The following is a 21,152-nucleotide window of genomic DNA, read 5'->3' as shown; positions in this document are numbered from 1 at the left end:
TCGCTGTATCCGTCCAAGGTATTAGCCAACCTTCTAACAATATAAGGTGAAAAATAATAGCCGGGGCTCTAAGCTAGTAACATAAGAGGAGCCAATATGACGGGCATTATCATTAGTGATAACACAGAGCAGCTGGCTACACCCGCCCTGCCTGATTTTTTGCAGAGTGACTTGACGCAATGCACTAAGCTGCCAACACTACCGACGGTTGCGATTCGCGTATTAGAAGTCGCCGGATGCCCCGATGCCACCTTGAACGATTACGGCCATGCCATTGAGCAAGACCCGGCGTTGACGCTGCGGCTGATTTCTCTTGCCAATAGTGCGTTTTATGCGCGTCACCATACAGAAGCGCATTCGTGTCTTGAGGCGACGTCTCGGCTGGGCCTGGACGCCACACTCGCCGCGGTGATGAGTTTTAGCCTTTGGCGCGACCGACGTGCAGATGATCACATTCAGCGTATTTGGGGGCGCTCCATCGTCTCCGCCATTGCGGCACGCTATCTCGCCGAGCAGCTGTGTCCCGACCGCGCAAGCTTTGTATTTACCGCCGCGCTACTCCAAGACATCGGCATGCTGGCGTTATTAGCGGTTTACCCCAAGGATGCTCATGAACTGTACGATAGCATCCCCCGTTCTCACGCGCAGATCAGCCAAGGCGAGCGCACACGTTTTGGCTGTGACCACCCCTCCGTAGGGGGCTGGCTCGCGGCTAAATGGGGCGTACCTGTTTCACTGGCCCAAGCGATCAGTGACAGTCACCATGAGATTACCGCGCAAACGGATACATACCTGCTCTGCTTACGCCTCTCGGGCCCGATCGCCGATGCCTGGCTATCGGATAATCCAAGCCAGGCCCTTGTTACGCTCATACGGCAACTTAAGTCTTTGGGCACCACACCCAATATCTCGCTGAAAGATTTATTGAACAACGTACAACGTCAGCTGCCAACACTGGCAGACCTGTTCGAGCTCACGATGCCGTCAGCGCACGACAACGAAGCGTTGATTATTCAAGCGCAGCAGCTGCTCTTCCAACAAACACTTGCACTCAATGCGCGTTTAGACGCCCAGCAGGAAGAACTGGAGTGCCTGCGCCAGCGCCAAACCGAACTGGAGGAGCGTAGCCGGCGTGATACGCTCACCGGGCTTGCCAACCGGGCTTGGCTGGAGGAGCAGTTAAATCGGCGTTTTGAGCTTTGTCGGGAGCAAGACCGCACCATGTCGGTGGTCTTTATCGATCTCGACCACTTCAAAAAACTCAACGACCGCTTTGGTCATCAAACCGGCGACCGCGTATTGGAGCGCTTTGGCCAAGTGTTGGGCTCGCTGGTCCGCGAAGGCGATTTAGCCGGCCGCTACGGCGGCGAAGAGTTTTTGATTATTCTTCCCGATGAGTTCGCCAAAGGGGCGTACCGCTTCGCCAAGCGCATTGCCAAGCGCCTGAAAGAAACACCGATGGAAACAATCGAGGGCACGCCGCTTTTCGTGTCTGTGTCGATTGGCATTGCCTGCCTGAGCGACGGCGGTTTTGAAACCGGCCGAGAACTTATCGATGCCGCCGACCAAAGCATGTACTTCATCAAGCACACCGGGCGCAGCGGCATTTCCATTTACGGACATCAGTAAGCAAGACGCCCAGCTTACCGATTCATTGCGTAGGGAAGGTAAAGCGCAATGTTTGGAAAAGCGTGCATCAAGGCAATCGCCACCAGCATTAGCAGAAAGAACGGCAGCGTGGCTTTGGTGATGGTCAAAATATCCTTGCCGGTGAGGCCCTGTATCACAAACAGATTGAAACCCACGGGCGGAGTAATCTGCGACATTTCGACCACGATCACCAAGTAAATGCCAAACCAGATCAGGTCAAAACCGGCGGTTTCCACCAGCGGCATTATGATCGCCGTCACTAGCAAAATCAGTGAAATGCCGTCCAAAAAGCAGCCCATCACCAGCAGCAGCAAGGTTAACGCCACCAGCAGCATGGTAGGTGAAAGCCCCATTTCGCCAATCGCTTGCGCCAGTTTCATCGGCACCTGGGTAAAGCCCATGGCCGAGGTAAGAAACGACGCCCCGGCAATGATGAAGGCGATCATACACGCCGTGCGTACCGCCGCAAAAAGTGAGTCTTGAAAGATATCGCGGTTGAAATGTCCGTTCCAGCGAGCGATCAGCATCGACAACACCACGCCGACTGCCGCCGCCTCGGTGGGCGACGCCAGCCCGCCGTAAATCGATACGATAATCCCACCTATCAACAGCAGGATGGGTATCAACGACCAGGTGTTACGCAGCTTTTCGGCAAAGCTCATGCTCGATTCGTCTTCGCCGGTGAGTCCCTCGCGATTTCCCTTGAGCAGTGACCACAGCACCAGATACCCCATGAACAGCGCCAGGATCATGATACCCGGGCCAATCCCCGCCATGAAAAGTCGTGAGATAGATTGCTCGGTCACCACGCCGTAGACGATGAGCACGATAGACGGCGGAATCAGCAGCCCAAGCGTCGAGGCGCTCGCCAGGGTGCCAATCGCCATGTTGCTGTCGTAGCCGCGCCGCTCAAGCTCCGGCAGGGTCATCTTGCCTACGGTGGCACAGGTGGCCGCCGACGAACCGCAAACCGCTGCGAACATACCGCTGCCGATAATATTGGTGTGTAGCAAACGTCCGGGGAAACGGTTTAGCCAGGGCGAAAGCCCACGAAACATGTTATCGGCAAGCCCCGAGCGGAACAGTATCTCCCCCATCCAGATAAACATTGGCAACGCGGTTAAGTCCCAGCCATAGCTGGCCCCCCAAAAATCCGATGCCAACACGGAGCCTGGGTCAAAAGTGCTGAACATGGCCAGCGCCATCCAGGCGGTGCCAATCAGCGCAAAGGCGATCCACACGCCGCTGCCCAACAGCACAAGCAGGGTTAAAACGGTGACTACGCTAAGTAATAGCACGAGGTGTCTCCAACAAAATGAGGATCAGGGTTCGTCGCGTTCATCGCGGGCCATTACCTCGCGAAAACGCGAAGGATCCTGGGCCGCAATGCGCAACGCCATCAGCAGCGCCTCAATCAACGCCAGACACAGCAAGGCAACGCTGGTGGCTAGCACGGTTTGCGGGATCCACAATGGAATCGACATAAAACCAGAGGAGACATCGTTATACGCCAGGCTCTCGCGGGCCAACGCAATCAGTCCGTAGCAAAGCAATAGGCTTAGCGTAATGGCAACGATCAAGCCAAATACCTCGAACCACACCCGTAACACCGAGGGCAAACGTGAAATCAGCAGTGTCATGCGTATATGCGCATGGTGAACGAAGGTATACGCCAACCCCAAGAAGGTAGCGCCCACCAGCAGGTAAGACGCCATTTCAGAGACGCCAGTAATGCTAATGTTTAGCCGTGCGATACCCGCCATCACTAACAGTGCATCGACCATGCGAAAAAACACCTGAAACGCTATCAGCGCGCAAATCGCTATCATGCAAAGCGCAGCCCCCCAAGCGCCCAGCCGATAGAGCTTATCGAATTTGAATGTCATGGCTTCGGCCTCTTACGCGCAAAGCGGTGCAAGGGTAGCCCCCTGCACCGCTTGATGGGTGCCTCAATCGTCGAGCTGGTCACGGTAAGACTCAAGCGCTTCCTTGGCTTGGTCATCGGCGCGCGATTCCCAATCAGCGAACAGCTCATCGCCTGCTTCCTGCAACGCCTCAGAGACGGCGTCGTTGGGCTCAGCAACGGTAATGCCTTCTTCTTCAAGCTTGGCAAGACTGGCTTCGTTGTCTTCACGACTCATTTCCCAGCCACGTTCTTCAGCTTTCTCAGCCGCCTCTAACAGCGCTTCCTGGGTATCTTCATCCAATGCATCAAAGCTGCGCTGGCTGATAAACACGATATTTTTCGGCAGCCACAGGTTGGCATCGGTGTAATGCGAGACATAGTCCCAGGCCGACATTGAGTTGCCCGTGGAGCTTGAGGTAATCATGGCATCTACACGGCCAGTGCTAAACGCCGTAGGAATGTCCGACTCTTCCGTTTCGGTAGGGCTGCCACCCAGGTTTTCGATAAACCGTTGGGTATTGATGTTGGGCGCACGCACGCGCAAACCGTCGAACTGCTCCGGATCGCTCAATTACTCGTCGGTGTATATGCCCTGGGCAGGCCAGGCAACCGCGTAAAGCGGAATCAAACCTTCTTCCTCGAATAGCTCGGTAATCATTGGTTTGGTCGCTTCCCAAAGCGCGTAAGCCTCATCGTAGCCACCTGCAACGCCAGGCAGGGTATCGACCTCAAAAATCGGGTCGTCATTGGAGAGTACCGAGAGAAACACTTCCCCCGCATCGATGGTACCGCGGCGCACCGATGGCTTGATCTCACCGTGGGACACAAGGGAGCCCCCGCTTTGCACGTTGATGGTCAACTCATCATCGGTTGCCTCGGCGACATCTTCGGCAAATTGTTTGGTGTTTTTAGTATGGAAACTGGCGTCGCCATAAGGCGTTGCCATTGTCCATTCGGCGGCCTGGGCAGACGCGGCGAGGCTGCACGCTGTGGCTAAAATAAGTGGTGTTGCAATGGACGTACGCATAATCAAAAGCCCTCTTATCGATATTGTGATGTTGCGTCATGTTATTGCGAGCTTGACGTAGGCGGTGCTTTTTCATCACCTTTAAGCTATAGCGTAGTGTCGTTGATAATCTTACAGTGCTTGTGCGTCAACCCTTTTTCCACGGCATAACAGCACGATACCCTTGGCGACGCCCAAAACGCCTGGCAGGGACGGCACCCCGTCCATATAGTGAATAGAGATTCGATGACGCGCTAATTCGTCGCTCGACAGGCGCGTGAATAACAACAGGAGGCCCCATGACCCTTCCGCTACTCAACTGCGATATGGGCGAGAGTTTTGGCAACTGGTCGATCGGCCTGGACGACGAGGTCATGCCCCATGTCGATTGCGCCAACATCGCCTGCGGCTACCATGCCTCCGACCCGCACGTCATGCGCCGAACGGTCAGGCTGGCGGCCAAGCACAAGGTGCGTATCGGCGCGCACCCGGGCTACCCGGATTTGATGGGATTCGGCCGCCGCTCCATGGCCTGTTCGCCCGGCGAAGTCGAGGATATGGTGCTCTATCAAATGGGCGCCCTGGCGGGTATCTGCCAGGCGGAGGGCACCCAGCTCAGCTATGTCAAACCCCACGGTGCCATGTACAACGATATGGCCGCCAACCCGGCGCTGCTCGAAGGGGTGATGCGCGCGGTGCGCGCCTTCGACGCCCGTCTGCCGCTGATGGTGATGGCCACCGCCAACCCTGAACCGCATCGCGAACTGGCCGACAAGCTGGGCCTCACCATCTGGTTTGAAACCTTTGCCGACCGCTCCTACGAAGCCAACGGCCACCTGGCCTCGCGGCGGCTTCCCGACGCCGTCCACCACGACCAGACCACCATCGTTGACCAGGCCGTCATGCTGGCCAAGGGCGAGCCGCTCACCGCCCGCGACAGCACCTCGCTAGCCTTGCCCTGCGACACGCTCTGCGTGCACGGCGACAACCCTGAATCGGTGGCCGCAGTGCGCGCCATTCGCGAGGCGTTCAACGACCTGGAGTCGGCGTGAAACGACGTATTGAAAAACGATGCATTGAAACCGCTGGCATGGAAGCCTTGATGGTGAGGCTGTTCGATACCATCGACGTCACCAACATGGCCTGGATTCTGGCCGCCGACCATGCGCTGCGCGATGCCTTTGGCGAGACGCTGGTCGACCTGCTGCCGTCCTACACCACGCTATTGCTGCACTACGACTGCCGCCAGCTCAGCCACGCGGAAGCCCTGGCACGCGCTCGAGACGCTCTGGCCGACCTGTCGCCCGCCGATACCCGGCAAGGCCAACGCCATGAAATTCCCGTGTGGTATGACGAGAGCGTCGGGCCCGACCTTGCGCGGGTGGCCAAGCGGGCGGGAATGAGCATTGCCGAGCTTATCGACCAGCACTGCCAGGATGAGTACTGCGTGTTTGCGCTGGGGTTTGCGCCGGGATACGGGTTCATGGGGTTGGTGGATGACGCCATCGCCACCCCGCGCCTGACGACCCCGAGGCGTCACGTGGCTGCAGGTAGTGTGGGCATCGCCGATCGCCAAACCGCTATTTATCCGCTGCCCTCGCCCGGCGGCTGGAACCTGCTGGGGCGCACCGCCGTACCACTATTTGAACACGCCAAACGCGGCGAGCCGTTATTGCGCCCCGGCGATAGCGTGCGCTTTCGGTCGATTTCCCGCGCCGAGTTCGAGGACCAGGGCGGCGATACCACGCCCATGGAGGAACGCCCGTGAGCCAAGCCATGTTGGAGGTCAAACAAGCAGGCCCGCTGGCGCTGATTCAGGATGCCGGTCGCTTCGGCGTCGGCCATTTGGGCGTGACTCAAGGCGGCGCCGCCGACTGGATCGCGTTTTACTGGGCCAACTGGCTATTGGGCAACCCGCTGAACAGCGCGGCGCTGGAAATCGTCATGGGCGGAGGCCTGACACTAAAAGCCCACGGCGAAATTACGCTGGCGCTGACCGGCGCTGATTTAGCCGCGACGGTGGACGGCCAACCGCTGGCGCCGAACGCCAGCTTTACCCTGCGCTCAGGTCAGCAATTGGTATTTCAGCAGCCTCGCCATGGCCTGCGTGCCTATTTGGCGTTTCCCGGGGGGCTCAACGCACCCGAGGTACTGGGCAGTCGCGCCTGCACCGCGCGCGAGCAACTGGGCGGCCTCAACGAAGACGGACAGCCACTCAAGGCGGGCGAGCGTTTAACCTGGCAGGGCAACGACCATTCCTCGCGCACGCTGCCTGATGGGGTTGGGCCGGTGATGCCGACGTCAGGCTGTCGCCTGCCCATGGTCCTGGGGTCCCAGGCGTCGAGCTTTTCCGGCCGCAGCCTTTATCAGGCGTTCAACACGCCCTGGCAGGTGGATAACCGCGCCGACCGCATGGGCGTACGGTTAACCGGTCCGGTACTCAGCGGAACCCTGACCGGCATCGTTTCGGAAGGCATACCGCTGGGGGCGGTGCAGGTACCCCCCGACGGCCAGCCCATTGTATTGATGAACGACCGCCAGACCATTGGCGGCTACCCGCGCCTGGGGGCATTGACGCCGAGCGCCTGCGCGGCGCTGGCGCAATGCCTGCCCGGCACCGAGGTGTGGCTGATGCCGGTCAGCGCCAGCCACGCCCAGGCCGACTACCGTCGGCAACACGCCCAGTGGGCTACTGCTTAGGCAGCGTTAACCGCGTTAAGGGGCATGGCAGGACCGAAGTGTTCGTAATGGCGGTGCGATTCCGCCACGCCCAGTTGCTTGAGCGACTGCTCGACGACTTCCATCATGCCGTGGGGACCAACGAAGTAGCAGTGCGCGCCTTCGGGTAAATAGTCGGCCAATAGCGCCTGATTAATGCGCCCTTGATGATCGCCCTCAGCGCTTTGTTCAAACACGGTGACCAGTTTGAACTGTTCTGGGTAAGCCTTTTCAAGCGCGCGTAGCTCATCGGCAAAGGCCCAATACTCAGGGGTTTGTGCCGCGTGCAGATAAACCACCCGGCGCCCTTGACCAAGTGCTTGTTTGGCCATCGGCAACAGTGGGGTCTGGCCCACACCGCCGCTGATCAACATCAGCGGGGCGTCGCCGGGTACCAGCGTCATCTCGCCCGCCGGGGGAAGCAGCTCAACCACCCCACCATTGGCTAACTGGTCGTGGAAGTATCGGCTGACGCGACCGTCGCTTTCGCGCTTGATAGACAGCCGATAGGCCCGACCGTTGGGCGTTGCTGATAAACTGTAGTGGCGATGTACCGGCTCGCCATCGATAGTCACCTTGACGCCGATATACTGGCCAGGGGCATGCTCAGCCACCGGACCGCCGTCTTCGGGCTCCAGGATAAACGAGCGAATTACCGCGCTTTCCTGCTGACTATCCGCCACATGGAAGCGCCGCGTGCCCCGCCAGCCACCCTCACGTTGTTCAAATTCCTGGTAGCGTTTTTCTTCCAGATCGATCAGCAGGTCGGCTAATTCCTGGTACAGCGCGCTCCATGCATCGGCGATTTCAGGGGTGACGGCGTCGCCCAATACCTCGCCTATCGCCATCATCAGACACTCACCGACAATCGGGTATTGATAGGGCTCGATGCCCAGCGACACGTGCTTATTGACGACCGTTTCGAGTGTTTGGCGCGCTTTGGCCGGGTCCTGACGAATCCCCACGTAAGCCAATACAGCGCCTGCCAACGCCCTTGGTTGCGCGCCGTTTTGCTGGTGAACCTGATTGAACAGCGGCTTCACACTCGGGTAGCGCTCAAACATCAGCGGGTAAAAACGCTGGGTGATGGTATTCAAGTGTTCCGCCACGACGGGAGCGGTGGCGGCAATTAACGCTTCTTGGTCTTGAGTCAGCATGGTGAGCCTCGCGGATTGGGTGATACGACGTGTCTTTTTATTAAAGTAGTATCCATAATACATCTTTAAATATGCCCGCCAATCCATAGCGACAATCTGCCACAGCGCTCGACTCCCCCGCGTTGAAACACGTCCTGGACGCGCTTCGCCTTGGTCCCGATTCACCGTACAATGATGGTTTGAGCCATTCGACCCGCGCGGACTGCTTATGCACCTGACCAGTTTTACCGATTACTCCATTCGCGTGCTGCTGTACCTGGCGGTGAAAGGCGAGGAGCGCGCGACGATCGACGAAATCGCCTCGACCTATAACGTCTCGCGCCATCACGTGATGAAGATCGTCCAGGAGCTCAATCAAAAAGGCTATCTCACCGCCCTGCGCGGCAAAAACGGCGGCCTGTGGCTGAAGCGCGACCCGGCCACTATCCGGCTGGGCGCGCTGGTGCGCGATACCGAACCCGAATTTGGCCTGGTGGAATGCTTTCGCGATAAAAACGCCTGCGTGATCACCCCCGCCTGCCGCTTACCGCCGGTGCTCAACGATGCCCTTGAGGCATTTTTTGCAGTGCTGGACCGCTACACCCTGGCAGACTTGCTGGAAGAGCGACTGCCTCAGCTACGCCAGCTATTGCGCATCCCTGCGCTGGACATAACAGCCTAGCCAGCCCTGAGCGACAAAACGCAGCGATAAAAAAAGGGCGCTGCCTGATGGCAGCGCCCTTATCGATCACGGGGTCACTTAGACGATGAGGTCAAAGCGGTCCGCGTTCATTACTTTGGTCCAGGCAGCGACGAAGTCTTTAACGAACTTCTCTTCGTTATCGTCCTGGGCGTAGACTTCCGCGTAGGAGCGCAGCAGCGAGTTGGACCCGAACACCAGGTCAACGCGCGAGGCAGTCCACTTGACGGCGTCCGTTTGGCGATCACGGATTTCGTAAGTGTTGTTGCCCGCTGGCTTCCAGGCGTTACCCATATCGGTCAGGTTGACGAAGAAATCGTTGGTCAACTGGCCTTCGCGGTCGGTAAAGGCGCCATGCTTGGTGCCACCATGGTTGGTGCCAAGGACGCGCATACCGCCGACCAGCACGGTCAGTTCCGGACCGGTCAGGCCCATCAACTGGGCGCGATCAAGCAGCATTTCTTCCGGCTTCACCACGTAGTCTTTCTTCTGCCAGTTGCGGAAACCATCGGCCAGCGGCTCAAGCGGCGCGAAGGAATCGGCATCGGTCATCTCGTCGGTCGCGTCGCCGCGTCCCGGCGTGAAGGGCACAAGGATCTCGTAGCCGGCGGCTTTGGCCGCTTTCTCGATACCTACGCTGCCGCCCAGCACGATTACGTCGGCAATGCTGGCACCGGACTCAGCCGAGATTTTTTCGTACACCGCCAGTACCTTGGCCAAGCGCTCAGGCTCGTTGCCCGCCCAGTCTTTTTGCGGCGCAAGACGGATACGCGCACCGTTGGCACCGCCGCGCATGTCAGAGCCGCGATAGGTACGCGCGCTGTCCCAAGCGGTGGTGATCACGTCACTGATGCTCAAGCCACTTTCGGCAATCTGCTTTTTGACCTTCTCGATGGAGTAGTCGGTGTTACCGGCCGGAATCGGATCCTGCCAGATCAGGTCTTCGTCAGGCACTTCCGGGCCAATGTAGCGCGACTTGGGCCCCAGATCGCGGTGGGTCAGCTTGAACCACGCCTTGGCGAAGGTCTTTTTAAAGTATTCCGGATCGGCCATGAACTTTTCACAGATGGCCCGGTAGGTCGGGTCCATCTTCATCGCCATGTCCGCATCGGTCATGATCGGATTATGACGAATTGACGGGTCGCTGGCGTCAACCGGCTTGTCTTCTTCCTTGATGTTTACTGGTTCCCACTGATGGGCACCGGCAGGGCTTTTGCTCAGTTCCCACTCGTAGCCGAACAGCAGGTCGAAGTAGCCCATGTCAAACTGGGTCGGGTGAGTTGTCCAGGCACCTTCGATGCCTGACGTAACAGCGTTGCTCGCCTTGCCACCCATGGTCGGGTTGCCCCAACCCAGGCCTTGATTCTCAACGTCAGAGGCTTCCGGTTCCGCATCTAGCGCCGCCGCATCACCGTTACCGTGACACTTACCTACGGTGTGGCCACCGGCCGTCAGTGCGGCGGTTTCTTCGTCATTCATCGCCATGCGGGCGAAAGTTTCACGGATCTGCTGACCGGTTTTTAGGGGGTCAGGCTGGCCGTTGACACCTTCGGGGTTAACGTAGATAAGCCCCATTTGTACCGCAGCCAGCGGGTTTTCCATGGTTTCTGGGTTGTTGACGTCGTCGTAACGTTCGTCGGAGGGCGCCAACCACTCTTTTTCATCGCCCCAGTAGATGTCTTTTTCCGGCTCCCAGATATCTTCACGACCGAAAGAGAAGCCGTAGGACGGCAGACCCATAGATTCATAGGCAACCGTGCCGGCCAGGATCATCAGATCGGCCCAGCTGATTTTGTTGCCATATTTTTTCTTGATCGGCCACAGTAAACGACGCGCCTTGTCCAGGCTGACGTTATCAGGCCAAGAGTTAAGCGGGGCAAAACGCTGGCTGCCGGTGCCACCGCCACCACGACCGTCAGCAATACGGTAGGTGCCTGCAGAGTGCCATGCCATACGAATCATCAAGCCGCCGTAGTGGCCCCAGTCGGCTGGCCACCAAGACTGGCTATCAGTCATCAGCGCATGCACTTCTTGCTTGAGCGCATCGAAGTCGAGTTTTCTGACTTCTTCCCGATAGTTGAAGTCGGGATCCATTGGGTTCGATTTGCGATCTTGCTGGTGGAGAATATCCAGGTTGAGACCTTCGGGCCACCAGTCCTTGTTGGAGGTGCCTGTGGAGGTATTCCCACCGTGCATTACCGGACATTTGCCGCTCATTTTTTTCTCCCCTTATTGCTTTCGTACTTGGTAAGTACCAAGACGACCATCAGTGGGTGCTCGCTAGCCTACATGGCCCCGCGCGCACCTCGTTTTTCCTGATACTGTTTTAAAGCACTAACACCATAGTCACAATTTGCATTTAACGACTGCTTTAATAGCCTGGAGCTATAGTATTTATTTTGCCGTAAATCAGTTTGGAAACCGGTTTAAAAGAGCGCGTTCTAACGTAACCGTGCCAATTCTTGTACACCACTGACCTACCCCTGTCTACGCAGCGATGGTAGCCATAGGAGCAACGCTGCACAGCCTGGTTTTACACAGTGATAGGGAATTCTTCCGTGTCGATATCGGCCTGCTGTGTGTCACTGTAACGACCGCCAGCCACTTGCCCGGGCGTCAACATGGCGGTCAACTGTTGGCAGGTGTTAGCCTCCAGAGACAGTGTCTCGGACGCCAGATTTTCGCGAATATGGTCAAGCGATGTCGAACCAGGAATGGGTATTACATCGTCGCCTTGGGCTTTTACCCATGCCAACGCCAGTTGCGCAGACGTGACGCCCAACGACTCGGCTAGGCGTGACACACCTTCGAGCAGCGCCCGATTATGGGCAAAATTATCCGCGCTGAAGCGCGGCATGTGGCGGCGCATATCGCCCTCCGGCAAACGGCTGGGATCGGTAACCGCCCCGGCTAAAAAACCGCGTCCGAGCGGGCTAAATGCCACCAGCGCCGTCCCCGCCTCGCGGCAGGCGTCTAGCAGGGCAATTTCGGGGTTGCGCGTCCACAGCGAGTACTCCGACTGAACAGCGCCAATCGGGGCTTCCTGGCGTGCTCGACGCAAGGTAGCCGCGGAAATCTCCGATAGTCCAATGCTGCCAATCTTACCCTCATCGACCAGCCGAGCGAGGGCGCCGACGCTCTCCTCAATAGGCACTTGTCGGTCGAGCCGGTGTAAGTAATACATGTCGATATGGTCGGTTTGCAGACGTTTGAGACTGGCATCGCACTGGCGGCGCAGCGTGTCAGGGTGCCCGTCAATCACCCGTTTCCCCGAAGCCGACTCAATCGCCATGCCGCACTTGCTGGCCAGCAGTACATACGCACGCTTGCCCTTCAGCGCTCGGCCGAGCAGGGTTTCGTTGGCGGTGGCGCCGTATAGCGTTGCGGTATCAAAGTGGCGATAGCCCATATCGAACGCCGCATCAAGAGTGCGCAGCGCCTCCTGCTCGGGCACTTGCTGGCCGTAACCGTGGGAAAGATTCATGCAGCCAAGGCCAATAGACGGGGCGTTAACGGCGCTGAGGCGGTGAAAAAAGCTCGACATGGACATTCTCCGGCTTGAGCAACTTTGGAGGCGCTACTGGGTAACGACGATGATTGATCTATCCACCGTTTTATAACGTTTAACCGCCAAACTGCAACGCTGCGAGATGGCGATAAAGCGCACTGGAGTTGATCAGTTCACTGTGCGTCCCCGCCGCCACTAACCGGCCGCCGTCGAGCACCAGCAGGCGGTCGGCGGCGATTACCGTGGCCAGCCGGTGGGCAATCACGATACTGGTGCGCCCGACCATCAACCGGTCCAGCGCCTGTTGCACCAGACGCTCACTCTCCGCATCCAAAGCACTGGTGGCTTCATCCAGCAACAGCACGGCGGGGTCTTTGAGCAGTGCGCGGGCAATGGCGAGGCGCTGGCGCTGACCGCCGGAAAGCTGCACGCCACCCGGGCCAAGCGGGGTATCAAAGCCCTGGGGAAGCGCGTCGATGAAATCCAGGGCGCTGGCATCCTGAGCGGCAATTCGCAGCCTTTCGCTTGTCGCGTCAGGGTCACCATAGCGTAGATTGTCAGCCACCGAGCCGCTGAACAGCACCGGCTCTTGGGCCACCAGCCCCATAGTGCCGCGTAGAGCGGCAAGGTCCAGGGTGCGGATGTCCATGCCATCAAGCGTAATGCGCCCGTGGCATGGGTCATAAAAGCGCAACAGCAGTGCCAAGAGCGTGCTCTTGCCCGCCCCTGAAGGCCCTACCACGGCCACCCGTTCCCCCGGCTGGATATGCAGATCAAACCCTTCAAGCGCTGGTGTTTCCCGGCCGGGGTAGGTGAAGCTAATATTTTTCAGCGTAATCTCGCCACGCGGCGGGTTAGGCAGGGCATGCGGGTTTGCGGGCGACTGGATAGCGGGCTGGGTATCAAGCAGCTCCAGCAGCCGCTCCGCCGCGCCTGCCGCGCGCTGCACATCCCCCGCCACTTCTGCCAGCGTGGCAATGGCCCCTGCCGCTAATACCGCATAAAAAATAAACGCCGAAAGTTCACCCGCGCTCATGGTGCCGGCCAACACCGCCTGACCACCCTGCCAGAGCATTAGCCCTACGGCGGCAAACACCACCAGCATAGCGATACCGGTCAGCCAGGCGCGCTGCTGGGTACGCTCCACGGCACTGCCAAACGCCTGTTCCACGCGCTGACCATAATGGGTTTTATCCTCCGCTTCGTGGGTAAACGCCTGGAGCGTTTGGATACCGCTCAGCGCCTCTTCGGCATAGCGGCCAAGTTCGGCGACCCGGTCCTGACTGGTGCGTGAAAGTCGCCGCACCCGGCGGCCATACCACACGATCGGCAGCAGCGTGGCCGGGATACCCACCAGCACCATCGCCGACAGCCACGGCTGGGTGATCAGCATTAACACCACCGCACCGATAAGCATCACCACATTGCGCAGGGCCAACGATACCGAGGAGCCAAACAGGCTCTGCAACACACTCGTATCTGCGGTTAGACGCGAAGCGATTTCCCCGGCGGCACGACCGTCACTGGCGCTCTCGAAAAAGCTCGGCTCCAGGCTAAGCAAGTGGTCAAACACGCGCTGACGCAGGTCGGCCGCCAGGCGCTCGCCAATCCAGGTGACCTGGTAATAACGCAACGCGGAGGCCATCGCCAGCACCGTTACCACGGCCAGCATCAAACCAAGTGTCTGGGCCAGCGCCTGATCATCCGCCGCCAGAAAACCGCGGTCGATGACCAGTCGTAGCCCATTGCCCAGCAACAACACGCTGCCCGACGCCAATAACAGCGCCAGACCAGCCAACGCCAGGCGCAGACGATAAGGGCGCAGCAGACCCAGCAAGCGCAGCAATACACGGGGATTAGGGCGTTGGGTCATGGTGGGTACATTCAGCAGAAGAAGCGGTTAGTGAACATAGCAGGCAAGCGGGTTGCATGCAGCCATCGGTTGGATAGTAATGATAAAAAAAGCCCGCGATCGATCGCGGGCTCAGTACTTAACAGTTCAATCGTTGCATGAGTCGCTAAAGGCTACTCAACCAACGGCAACAGCGTATTCAGGCTATCTCGGGCATCGCCGTAGAACATGCGGCTGTTTTCCTTGAAGAACAGCGGGTTCTCGATACCCGAGTAGCCGGTCCCCTGGCCGCGCTTGCAGATAAATACCTGCTTGGCTTCCCAGACCTTCAACACCGGCATGCCAGCGATCGGGCTGTTGGGGTCTTCCTCGGCGGCCGGATTGACGATGTCGTTGGAGCCAATCACGATCACCACATCGGTCGAAGCGAAATCATCATTGATTTCGTCCATTTCCAGCACGATATCGTAGGGCACCTTGGCCTCGGCCAGCAGCACATTCATGTGCCCCGGCAAACGCCCCGCCACCGGGTGGATACCAAAACGCACCTCTTTACCGGCCGCGCGCAGCTTGCGAACCAGGTCGCTCACCGCGCTTTGCGCCTGAGCCACCGCCATGCCATAGCCCGGCACGATAATCACGCTGTCGGCGTCGTTAAGCGCGCTGGCAACGCCACCGGCATCAATCGCCACCTGCTCGCCTTCAATCTCCGCCGCTGGCCCTTGGCTGCCGCCAAAGCCGCCCAGAATGACGTTGATAAAGTTGCGGTTCATCGCCTTGCACATGATGTACGACAGAATCGCACCGGAAGAGCCCACCAGGGCGCCGGTGACGATCAGCAGGTCGTTCGACAGCGTAAAGCCGACGGCCGCCGCCGCCCAGCCGGAATAGCTGTTGAGCATGGAGACCACGACCGGCATATCCGCCCCGCCGATGCCCATGATCAGGTGGTAGCCGATAAAGAACGAAAGCGCCGCCAGCAGGATCAGCGTCCAGAAGCCCGCGCCGTTGAGGTACAGAATCGCCAGCAGCAGCGACACCGCAGCCGCCCCGGCGTTGAGCATATGCCCACCGGGCAGCTGACGGGGTTTGCCATCGACCTTGCCCGCTAGCTTACCGAAGGCGATGACCGAGCCAGTGAAGGTGACCGCACCGATAAAGATGGCGAACACCACCTCGATTTGCAGGAACATCAGCTCGTCAGGTGCTTTCGTGGCCACCAGCGCTGCAAAAGCGGAAAACTGCTCCATGGAGGCGTCCGCTGCCTGCGCCGCCATTACCCGGCGGCGCTCCAGGTCCGCGCTCCAGGCGACGAACACCGCCGCCAGGCCGACAAAGCTGTGCAGGGCGGCCACCAGCTGGGGCATTTCGGTCATCTCGACCTTGCCCGCCAGGTAAACGCCGATGCCGGCGCCGATGATCATCATCGGGATCAGCCACCAGTAGCCACCGATTCCTGGACCAAAGGCGGTAAAGAAGACCGCAACCGCCATGCCGACGATGCCGTACCACACCGCTCGCTTGGCTTTTTCCTGGTTACTTAATCCCCCCAACGAGAGGATGAACAAAACGCTTGCCGCGATCGCCGCAGCAGATACGAATCCTTGACCTAACATATCGTTTCTCCGCTGCTTAGGATTTTTGGAACATGGCAAGCATCCGGCGTGTCACCAGGAAGCCACCGACAATATTGATGGACGCAATCAGCACCGAGATGGCGGCTAATATGCCCACGATCACGCTACTCGTGCCGATCTGCAAAATCGCGCCGAGAATGATGATGCCCGAAATCGCATTGGTCACGGCCATCAAGGGTGTGTGCAGCGAGTGGCTGACGTTCCAGATCACCTGGAAACCGATGAAGCAGGCCAGCACGAACACGATGAAATGCTGCATGAATGAGGTCGGCGCCACCTGGCCGAGCAGCAGCATCAGCGCGCCCCCTGCGGCCAACAAACCCACCTGACGCTTGGTTTGCGCCTTGAACGCCGCGTGCTCGGCGGCCTTTCTCTCCTCCGGCGTGGGCTCCTTCTCTTTCTTCTTGGGTTTGGCCGCGCCAATCGCTTTCACCTTGGGCGGCGGTGGCGGGAAGGTCACTTCGCCCTGGTGGGTCACTGTCGCGCCACGGACCACGTCGTCGTCCATGTTGTGGTTGATCACGCCGTCTTTTTCAGGCGTTAGATCGGTCAACATGTGGCGGATGTTGGTGGCGTAAAGCAGCGACGACTGAGTCGCCATGCGCGAGGGGAAATCGGTGTAGCCAACCACCACCACGCCGTTATCAGTCACTACCCGCTCGTCGGGCTTGGTTAGATCGCAGTTACCGCCTTTCTCGGCCGCCAGGTCGATAATCACCGAGCCGGGCTTCATCGCCGCGACCATATCCTCAAGCCACAGCTTGGGGGCGGGCTTGCCGGGAATCAGCGCGGTGGTGATGACAATATCAACATCCGGTGCTTGCTCGCGGAAACAGGCAAGCTGCTTCTCGCGGAACTCTGGGCTTGAGGGTGCCGCATAGCCACCGCTCTCGGCGCCATCCTGGGTCTTCTCGTCAAACTCGAGGAACAGGAACTCTGCGCCCATGGATTCGATTTGCTCGGACACTTCGGGACGCACATCGAAGGCGCGCACAACCGCGCCCAGGCTGGTCGCCGTACCAATCGCCGCCAGGCCAGCCACGCCAGCCCCGACCACCAGCACTTTGGCAGGCGGCACCTTGCCAGCCGCCGTTACCTGCCCGGTGAAAAAGCGGCCAAAGTTGTTGCCCGCTTCAATGACCGCGCGGTAGCCCGCGATATTGGCCATGGACGACAGCGCGTCCATCTTCTGTGCCCGGGAAATGCGCGGCACCATGTCCATCGCGATGACGGTCGCGCCCTGGGCCTTGCAGGCTTCCAGCAACGCCTCGTTTTGTGCGGGCCAGAAGAAGGCAATCAGCGTTTGTCCTTCGCGCAGTAACGTTACTTCTGCGTCGGAAGGCTCGCGGACTTTAATGACCACCTCGGCGTCGCGCCAGAGCGCCTCGGCGCCGTCCACCACGCTGACGCCCGCGTTGCGATAAGCGTCATCATTAAAGCCCGCTGCCTCACCGGCGCCGGCTTCAATCAGGCATTCGTGGCCCAGCTTTTGGATATGTTGGGCGCTCTCGGGGGTGAGCGCGACGCGCGCCTCCCCCCGGGCACTTTCCTTCGGTGCGCCAATTTTCACTTTTATTCTCCTTTGTTGAGGCTCGATAAAACGTCGATATGGCCGCTGGCAATCAATAACGCTAACAATTCATAGGGCGGGCGTCACCGCCTAACGCTCGGACACATGTAAATCTTAAGGCGAAACCACCCGCGACGATTAAACCTTTGATTCAACCGTTGCCTGAGTAAACGTCTCGGCAAACGCGACCAACTGCTGCTCTAACCATACAATGTCAGGGTCGTTAGCATATAGCCCGTGCTGGATCAGCGTCATGTTCAACGCGGGTAACTCGCTTGGCGGCGAAACCAATCGAACCGGCAGCATAGCACTAAAGCGCTCGGCCATTTGGCGCGGCAGCGTCATAATGGCATCCGTCAGCGCCACCACCCTGGCACCGGCAATGTAGTTCAGGTTTTTGGACATCACGCGCCGCTGTAAGCCATGCCGCGCCAGACAGCTGTCGATATTGCTCGGCAGCATTCCACTAATATCCGCGAGCTCCACATGGGGCTGGCGGGCAAACTGCTCCAACGCCAGCGTATCGCCGACGCGGTCGTTATGGGTAGCCGCCAGGCATACCAGCGCTTCTTTCATCCACGGCGTTTGTATCACCCCGCTGGGCAAGCTGTGCTGGCTATCCAACCCAACCACCATATCCACTTGACGCTGCTCCAAGGCATCGCTAATCACCTCAGGAGTAATCAGCTCGATGGCAAAGCGAACCCCTGGGGCGATGTTAAGCAGTTGGCGAAGAAATTCCGGGTACATGACCTCTTCAAAATAATCGGTGGTAGCCAGGGTAAAGCGCCGGGTAGTGGCGCTTGGTGAGAAGATTGCAGGCGGTGCCAAACCTTTCTGCAGCGCGGCAAGTGCCTGTTGCACCACCGGCAAAAGCGCCTGCGCCCTGGGCGTTGGCTGTAAGCCGTTTTCAGTGCGCACCAGCAGCGGGTCGTCCAGTGCCTCGCGTAGCCGCTTCAACGCGTGGCTGATGGCTGGCTGGCTTAAATGTAGCTTTTCTGCCGCCCGCGTGACATGACGCTCACGCATCAGCGTCTCAAACACCAACAGCAGATTAAGGTCAAAGTGGCGAAGCGTGCGCATTGTAGCTCGCTATTCATACAAAGAATGGTTTCATTCTAAACATTCATTTCATCGATTACGAACACTCCGTTATTGTCAGCGCCTGTTGGTTAGTTAATCGCTTAGGAGACGCTTTCGGTGAACCCATCGCCCTTGATGCCAAGCTTGTTCGGTGACGTTATCTCGACCTTTATGGGTGTCCCCAAGGCCACCGACCCGCAGGCCACCGATGCAGAGGTAGTGGTTAGCGGCGTGCCGTTTGACCTTGCCTGCTCGGGCCGGTCGGGCACCCGCATGGGGCCGAACGCGATTCGCCAAAGTACCGCCAACCTGATTTGGGAAGGCAAACGCTGGCCGTGGGATTTCGCTCTGCCAGAACGCTTAAACGTGTGCGATGCAGGTAACGTTGACTACGCCTATGGCGAGCCCGAAAGCCTGGTCGATAACCTGGAAACCCACGCCATGCGCTGGCTAAAGGCGGGCAAAAAGATGCTGACGCTGGGCGGTGACCACTACATCACCCTGCCGCTGCTACGCGCGCATGCCCGTGAACATGGCCCGCTGGCCCTAATACACCTTGATGCCCATACCGATACCTACGAGCACGGCACGCGCTTTGACCACGGCACCATTTTCCACCATGCCTTAAAAGAAGGCCTGCTGGTGCCTGAGCACTCGCTGCAAATTGGCATACGCACAAGCTACGACCGCCACAACCATCCTTTTGAGGTGCTAGAGGCTGACTGGGTCAACGAACACGGTGCCGCGGCAGTGCTGGAGCGCATTCGCGCTCGCGTGGGCCACCACCCGGTCTACGTGAGCCTGGACATCGACGGCCTTGACCCCGCCTATGCGCCCGGTACGGGCACGCCGGTCTGCGGCGGCATGTCGACCGATTTTATGCTGAAAGTGATTCGCGGCATGGTGGGTATGGACTTGATAGGAATGGATGTGGTGGAAGTGAACCCCGCCTACGACCACGGCGAGATCACCTCGCTTGCCGCTGCAACGCTAGGGCTTGAGTTTTTGTATGTGCTGGCGGCTTCTAAGCGAGTCGCTGGCCAATAACCTCTCACGATGCCTGGGTGATTGACGTAACCAAACGCTCAACAGCACCATTGCCAGTAGCATTTCTGCCAGGTCGCCGCCGTAATACATCCACTGCGCGGCGGCCTGAATGTTTTCTTGCCCATGAGCGGTTCCCCGTGGCCAGCCATAGCCGTACATCAGCTTACCTAACAGGCTATGGGCGGCGATGGATATAAACAGCACCACCAACCGAAAGCGAAGGCTCAAGCGGTGGGGTGAGACATCTGGCCCTGCCAGGATAGCCCAGCAGAATAGATACCCCGCCAGCAAAAAATGCACGTGCAGCCAATAGTGCAGCAACGGACTATGTAACGAGGCGGCATAAAGCGGCGTTAAATAGAGGGCGTACATACCGCCGATATTGAGGAACAGCGCGCTTACTGGATGCGTCACCACCTGCAATGGCCTGCTATGCAATACGTCAACAAGCCTGCGCCCTCCCGCTTGCGGCAGGCTGCGCAGCAATAACGACACAGGCGCCGCCAACACCCACGCCAGAGGGGCCACCATGCCAATCAACAAGTGTGCTGCCATATGGCCACGCAAGTCGTGGTGAGCCCAGTCCATCATCGGAGGCATCAGGGCAATCGCCAACAGCAGACTTCCTATGATGAAAAAGCCGCAACGCCAGCCGCTCCACCCCGCTGCCGTAGAACGCTGCGCATAGGCAGCTGCCAAGTACCCCCACGTCAACAGCACGACGACAATTAGCGGCGCCCACGCTAAAAGCCAGCCCACGTCTGCCGGGGCCGGCATGTTCATACGGGGTTCCTGCGCTTGGCGCGATGATAGAGCCACCCACCGATCAGCAATAGCACCACGGCGGCGGCGTTCCAGGTAAGGTCATAGAGCAGCGGGTCCACCCCGTAGCGGATTTGGTGAATGCGCAAAATCTTATGGCTAACAATGCCATCAAACAGCTGAAAGCCCCCCATGCCTAAAAAGAACCCGGACCAGGCCCACGCCTTGGCCAGGCGCTTTCGTTGGGAGAGATCGATTAATAAAATGACACCTATCACAATGGCCAGCAGCTCGGCTGCATGTAATAAGCCATCCGAGACGATGCCTATCATGGGGGTCGAGCGGTCGAAAAAATGATGCCACTGAAGCAACTGGTGAAAGACGATTTCGTCAACACCCGCCATAATGCCCGCACCTGCTAGCGCGGCGGCCCATAGCGAACGGCGAGCATCTGATTGTGAAAAGAAGTTGGAAACATTCATTGCCGCATCCCTGCTGTTGAATATTCTTCTTCAGACTAGGTAAGCGATATGCCAAACGCAAAAAATGCCGCCTGAGAAATTGGTTGGTGCCATGT

The 21,152-nt window shown here is 58.7% G+C and carries 17 protein-coding genes and 1 pseudogene; 6 read left to right on the top strand and 12 right to left on the bottom strand.

Annotation, left to right across the window (positions count from 1 at the left end; translation table 11 throughout):
- Nucleotides 1–96: 96 nt before the first annotated feature.
- Nucleotides 97–1,629 (top strand): sensor domain-containing diguanylate cyclase, encoded by a 1,533-nt coding sequence (locus GA0071314_RS01355; protein ID WP_074394958.1) that lies wholly within the window; start codon nucleotides 97–99, stop codon nucleotides 1,627–1,629.
- 14 nt (nucleotides 1,630–1,643) lie between these two features.
- Here GA0071314_RS01355 and GA0071314_RS01350 read toward each other — a convergent pair whose 3' ends face one another.
- The 3 genes and pseudogenes from GA0071314_RS01350 to GA0071314_RS01340 form a co-directional block, all read right to left on the bottom strand.
- Complete coding sequence (locus tag GA0071314_RS01350) at nucleotides 1,644–2,948, bottom strand: TRAP transporter large permease (RefSeq protein WP_074394957.1); 1,305 nt, start codon at nucleotides 2,946–2,948, stop codon at nucleotides 1,644–1,646.
- Between the two features lie 24 nt (nucleotides 2,949–2,972).
- Entirely contained in the window at nucleotides 2,973–3,536 is a 564-nt protein-coding gene (locus GA0071314_RS01345; protein ID WP_074394956.1) for a TRAP transporter small permease, read from the bottom strand.
- 63 nt (nucleotides 3,537–3,599) lie between these two features.
- Nucleotides 3,600–4,583, bottom strand: a pseudogene (locus GA0071314_RS01340) (TRAP transporter substrate-binding protein).
- A 278-nt stretch (nucleotides 4,584–4,861) separates the two neighbouring features.
- Here GA0071314_RS01340 and GA0071314_RS01335 point away from each other — a divergent pair.
- The 3 genes from GA0071314_RS01335 to GA0071314_RS01325 are packed head-to-tail and all read left to right on the top strand — an operon-like array spanning nucleotide 4,862 to nucleotide 7,262.
- Entirely contained in the window at nucleotides 4,862–5,614 is a 753-nt protein-coding gene (locus GA0071314_RS01335) for a 5-oxoprolinase subunit PxpA (protein ID WP_074394955.1), read from the top strand.
- Entirely contained in the window at nucleotides 5,611–6,330 is a 720-nt protein-coding gene (gene pxpB / locus GA0071314_RS01330) for a 5-oxoprolinase subunit PxpB (RefSeq protein WP_269449423.1), read from the top strand. The genes GA0071314_RS01335 and pxpB overlap by 4 nt, the downstream gene beginning before the upstream one ends.
- Nucleotides 6,327–7,262 carry a biotin-dependent carboxyltransferase family protein gene (locus GA0071314_RS01325; protein WP_231896495.1) on the top strand — a complete coding sequence of 312 codons (936 nt, stop codon included), beginning with the start codon at nucleotides 6,327–6,329 and terminating at the stop codon, nucleotides 7,260–7,262. Before pxpB ends, GA0071314_RS01325 begins: the two co-directional genes overlap by 4 nt.
- Here the strand turns inward: GA0071314_RS01325 and hmpA are convergent.
- Nucleotides 7,259–8,437 (bottom strand): NO-inducible flavohemoprotein, encoded by a 1,179-nt coding sequence (gene hmpA, locus GA0071314_RS01320; protein WP_074394954.1) that lies wholly within the window; start codon nucleotides 8,435–8,437, stop codon nucleotides 7,259–7,261. The two genes, GA0071314_RS01325 and hmpA, sit on opposite strands and share 4 nt — an antisense overlap.
- Nucleotides 8,438–8,645: 208 nt before the next feature.
- Between hmpA and GA0071314_RS01315 the strand changes: the two genes are divergently transcribed.
- The gene (locus GA0071314_RS01315; protein WP_074394953.1) at nucleotides 8,646–9,098 is read left to right on the top strand and encodes an Rrf2 family transcriptional regulator; all 453 of its coding nucleotides are present in this window, start codon (nucleotides 8,646–8,648) and stop codon (nucleotides 9,096–9,098) included.
- 78 nt (nucleotides 9,099–9,176) lie between these two features.
- On the opposite strand, the gene katG is transcribed toward GA0071314_RS01315, so the two are convergent.
- The 6 genes from katG to GA0071314_RS01285 form a co-directional block, all read right to left on the bottom strand.
- On the bottom strand, nucleotides 9,177–11,333 hold the full coding sequence (katG, locus tag GA0071314_RS01310; RefSeq protein ID WP_074394952.1) for a catalase/peroxidase HPI: 2,157 nt from the start codon (nucleotides 11,331–11,333) through the stop codon (nucleotides 9,177–9,179).
- A gap of 316 nt (nucleotides 11,334–11,649) precedes the next feature.
- Entirely contained in the window at nucleotides 11,650–12,660 is a 1,011-nt protein-coding gene (locus GA0071314_RS01305) for an aldo/keto reductase (RefSeq protein ID WP_074394951.1), read from the bottom strand.
- A 79-nt stretch (nucleotides 12,661–12,739) separates the two neighbouring features.
- Nucleotides 12,740–14,497, bottom strand: coding sequence for an ABC transporter transmembrane domain-containing protein (locus tag GA0071314_RS01300; RefSeq protein ID WP_074394950.1), 1,758 nt, complete (start codon nucleotides 14,495–14,497; stop codon nucleotides 12,740–12,742).
- 152 nt (nucleotides 14,498–14,649) lie between these two features.
- The gene (locus GA0071314_RS01295) at nucleotides 14,650–16,092 is read right to left on the bottom strand and encodes an NAD(P)(+) transhydrogenase (Re/Si-specific) subunit beta (protein WP_074394949.1); all 1,443 of its coding nucleotides are present in this window, start codon (nucleotides 16,090–16,092) and stop codon (nucleotides 14,650–14,652) included.
- Nucleotides 16,093–16,108: 16 nt separating this feature from the next.
- Complete coding sequence (locus GA0071314_RS01290; RefSeq protein WP_074394948.1) at nucleotides 16,109–17,683, bottom strand: Re/Si-specific NAD(P)(+) transhydrogenase subunit alpha; 1,575 nt, start codon at nucleotides 17,681–17,683, stop codon at nucleotides 16,109–16,111.
- A 138-nt stretch (nucleotides 17,684–17,821) separates the two neighbouring features.
- Nucleotides 17,822–18,766, bottom strand: coding sequence for a LysR family transcriptional regulator (locus GA0071314_RS01285; protein WP_074394947.1), 945 nt, complete (start codon nucleotides 18,764–18,766; stop codon nucleotides 17,822–17,824).
- Nucleotides 18,767–18,901: 135 nt separating this feature from the next.
- Between GA0071314_RS01285 and speB the strand changes: the two genes are divergently transcribed.
- Complete coding sequence (speB, locus tag GA0071314_RS01280; RefSeq protein ID WP_074394946.1) at nucleotides 18,902–19,813, top strand: agmatinase; 912 nt, start codon at nucleotides 18,902–18,904, stop codon at nucleotides 19,811–19,813.
- On the opposite strand, the gene GA0071314_RS01275 is transcribed toward speB, so the two are convergent.
- Together GA0071314_RS01275 and GA0071314_RS01270 are read right to left on the bottom strand one after the other, a co-directional pair.
- Nucleotides 19,757–20,596, bottom strand: coding sequence for a cytochrome c oxidase assembly protein (locus GA0071314_RS01275; protein WP_231896494.1), 840 nt, complete (start codon nucleotides 20,594–20,596; stop codon nucleotides 19,757–19,759). The two genes, speB and GA0071314_RS01275, sit on opposite strands and share 57 nt — an antisense overlap.
- Nucleotides 20,593–21,057, bottom strand: a complete 465-nt coding sequence (locus GA0071314_RS01270) for a DUF2243 domain-containing protein (protein ID WP_074394945.1) — start codon at nucleotides 21,055–21,057, stop codon at nucleotides 20,593–20,595. Before GA0071314_RS01270 ends, GA0071314_RS01275 begins: the two co-directional genes overlap by 4 nt.
- Nucleotides 21,058–21,152: the final 95 nt, after the last annotated feature.

Source organism: Halomonas sp. HL-93 (assembly GCF_900086985.1).
Lineage (GTDB): Bacteria > Pseudomonadota > Gammaproteobacteria > Pseudomonadales > Halomonadaceae > Vreelandella.
This window is presented reverse-complemented; position numbering and strand designations above follow the sequence as displayed.

Excerpts from the sequence above, each read along its gene's own strand:
- GA0071314_RS01355 (WP_074394958.1), top strand. The coding sequence starts at position 97 with ATGACGGGCATTATCATTAGTGATAACACAGAGCAGCTGGCTACACCC.
- GA0071314_RS01345 (WP_074394956.1), bottom strand. The coding sequence starts at position 3,536 with ATGACATTCAAATTCGATAAGCTCTATCGGCTGGGCGCTTGGGGGGCT.
- GA0071314_RS01335 (WP_074394955.1), top strand. The coding sequence starts at position 4,862 with ATGACCCTTCCGCTACTCAACTGCGATATGGGCGAGAGTTTTGGCAAC.
- hmpA (WP_074394954.1), bottom strand. The coding sequence starts at position 8,437 with ATGCTGACTCAAGACCAAGAAGCGTTAATTGCCGCCACCGCTCCCGTC.
- GA0071314_RS01315 (WP_074394953.1), top strand. The coding sequence starts at position 8,646 with ATGCACCTGACCAGTTTTACCGATTACTCCATTCGCGTGCTGCTGTAC.
- katG (WP_074394952.1), bottom strand. The coding sequence starts at position 11,333 with ATGAGCGGCAAATGTCCGGTAATGCACGGTGGGAATACCTCCACAGGC.
- GA0071314_RS01305 (WP_074394951.1), bottom strand. The coding sequence starts at position 12,660 with ATGTCGAGCTTTTTTCACCGCCTCAGCGCCGTTAACGCCCCGTCTATT.
- GA0071314_RS01300 (WP_074394950.1), bottom strand. The coding sequence starts at position 14,497 with ATGACCCAACGCCCTAATCCCCGTGTATTGCTGCGCTTGCTGGGTCTG.
- GA0071314_RS01295 (WP_074394949.1), bottom strand. The coding sequence starts at position 16,092 with ATGTTAGGTCAAGGATTCGTATCTGCTGCGGCGATCGCGGCAAGCGTT.
- GA0071314_RS01285 (WP_074394947.1), bottom strand. The coding sequence starts at position 18,766 with ATGCGCACGCTTCGCCACTTTGACCTTAATCTGCTGTTGGTGTTTGAG.
- speB (WP_074394946.1), top strand. The coding sequence starts at position 18,902 with ATGCCAAGCTTGTTCGGTGACGTTATCTCGACCTTTATGGGTGTCCCC.
- GA0071314_RS01275 (WP_231896494.1), bottom strand. The coding sequence starts at position 20,596 with ATGAACATGCCGGCCCCGGCAGACGTGGGCTGGCTTTTAGCGTGGGCG.
- GA0071314_RS01270 (WP_074394945.1), bottom strand. The coding sequence starts at position 21,057 with ATGAATGTTTCCAACTTCTTTTCACAATCAGATGCTCGCCGTTCGCTA.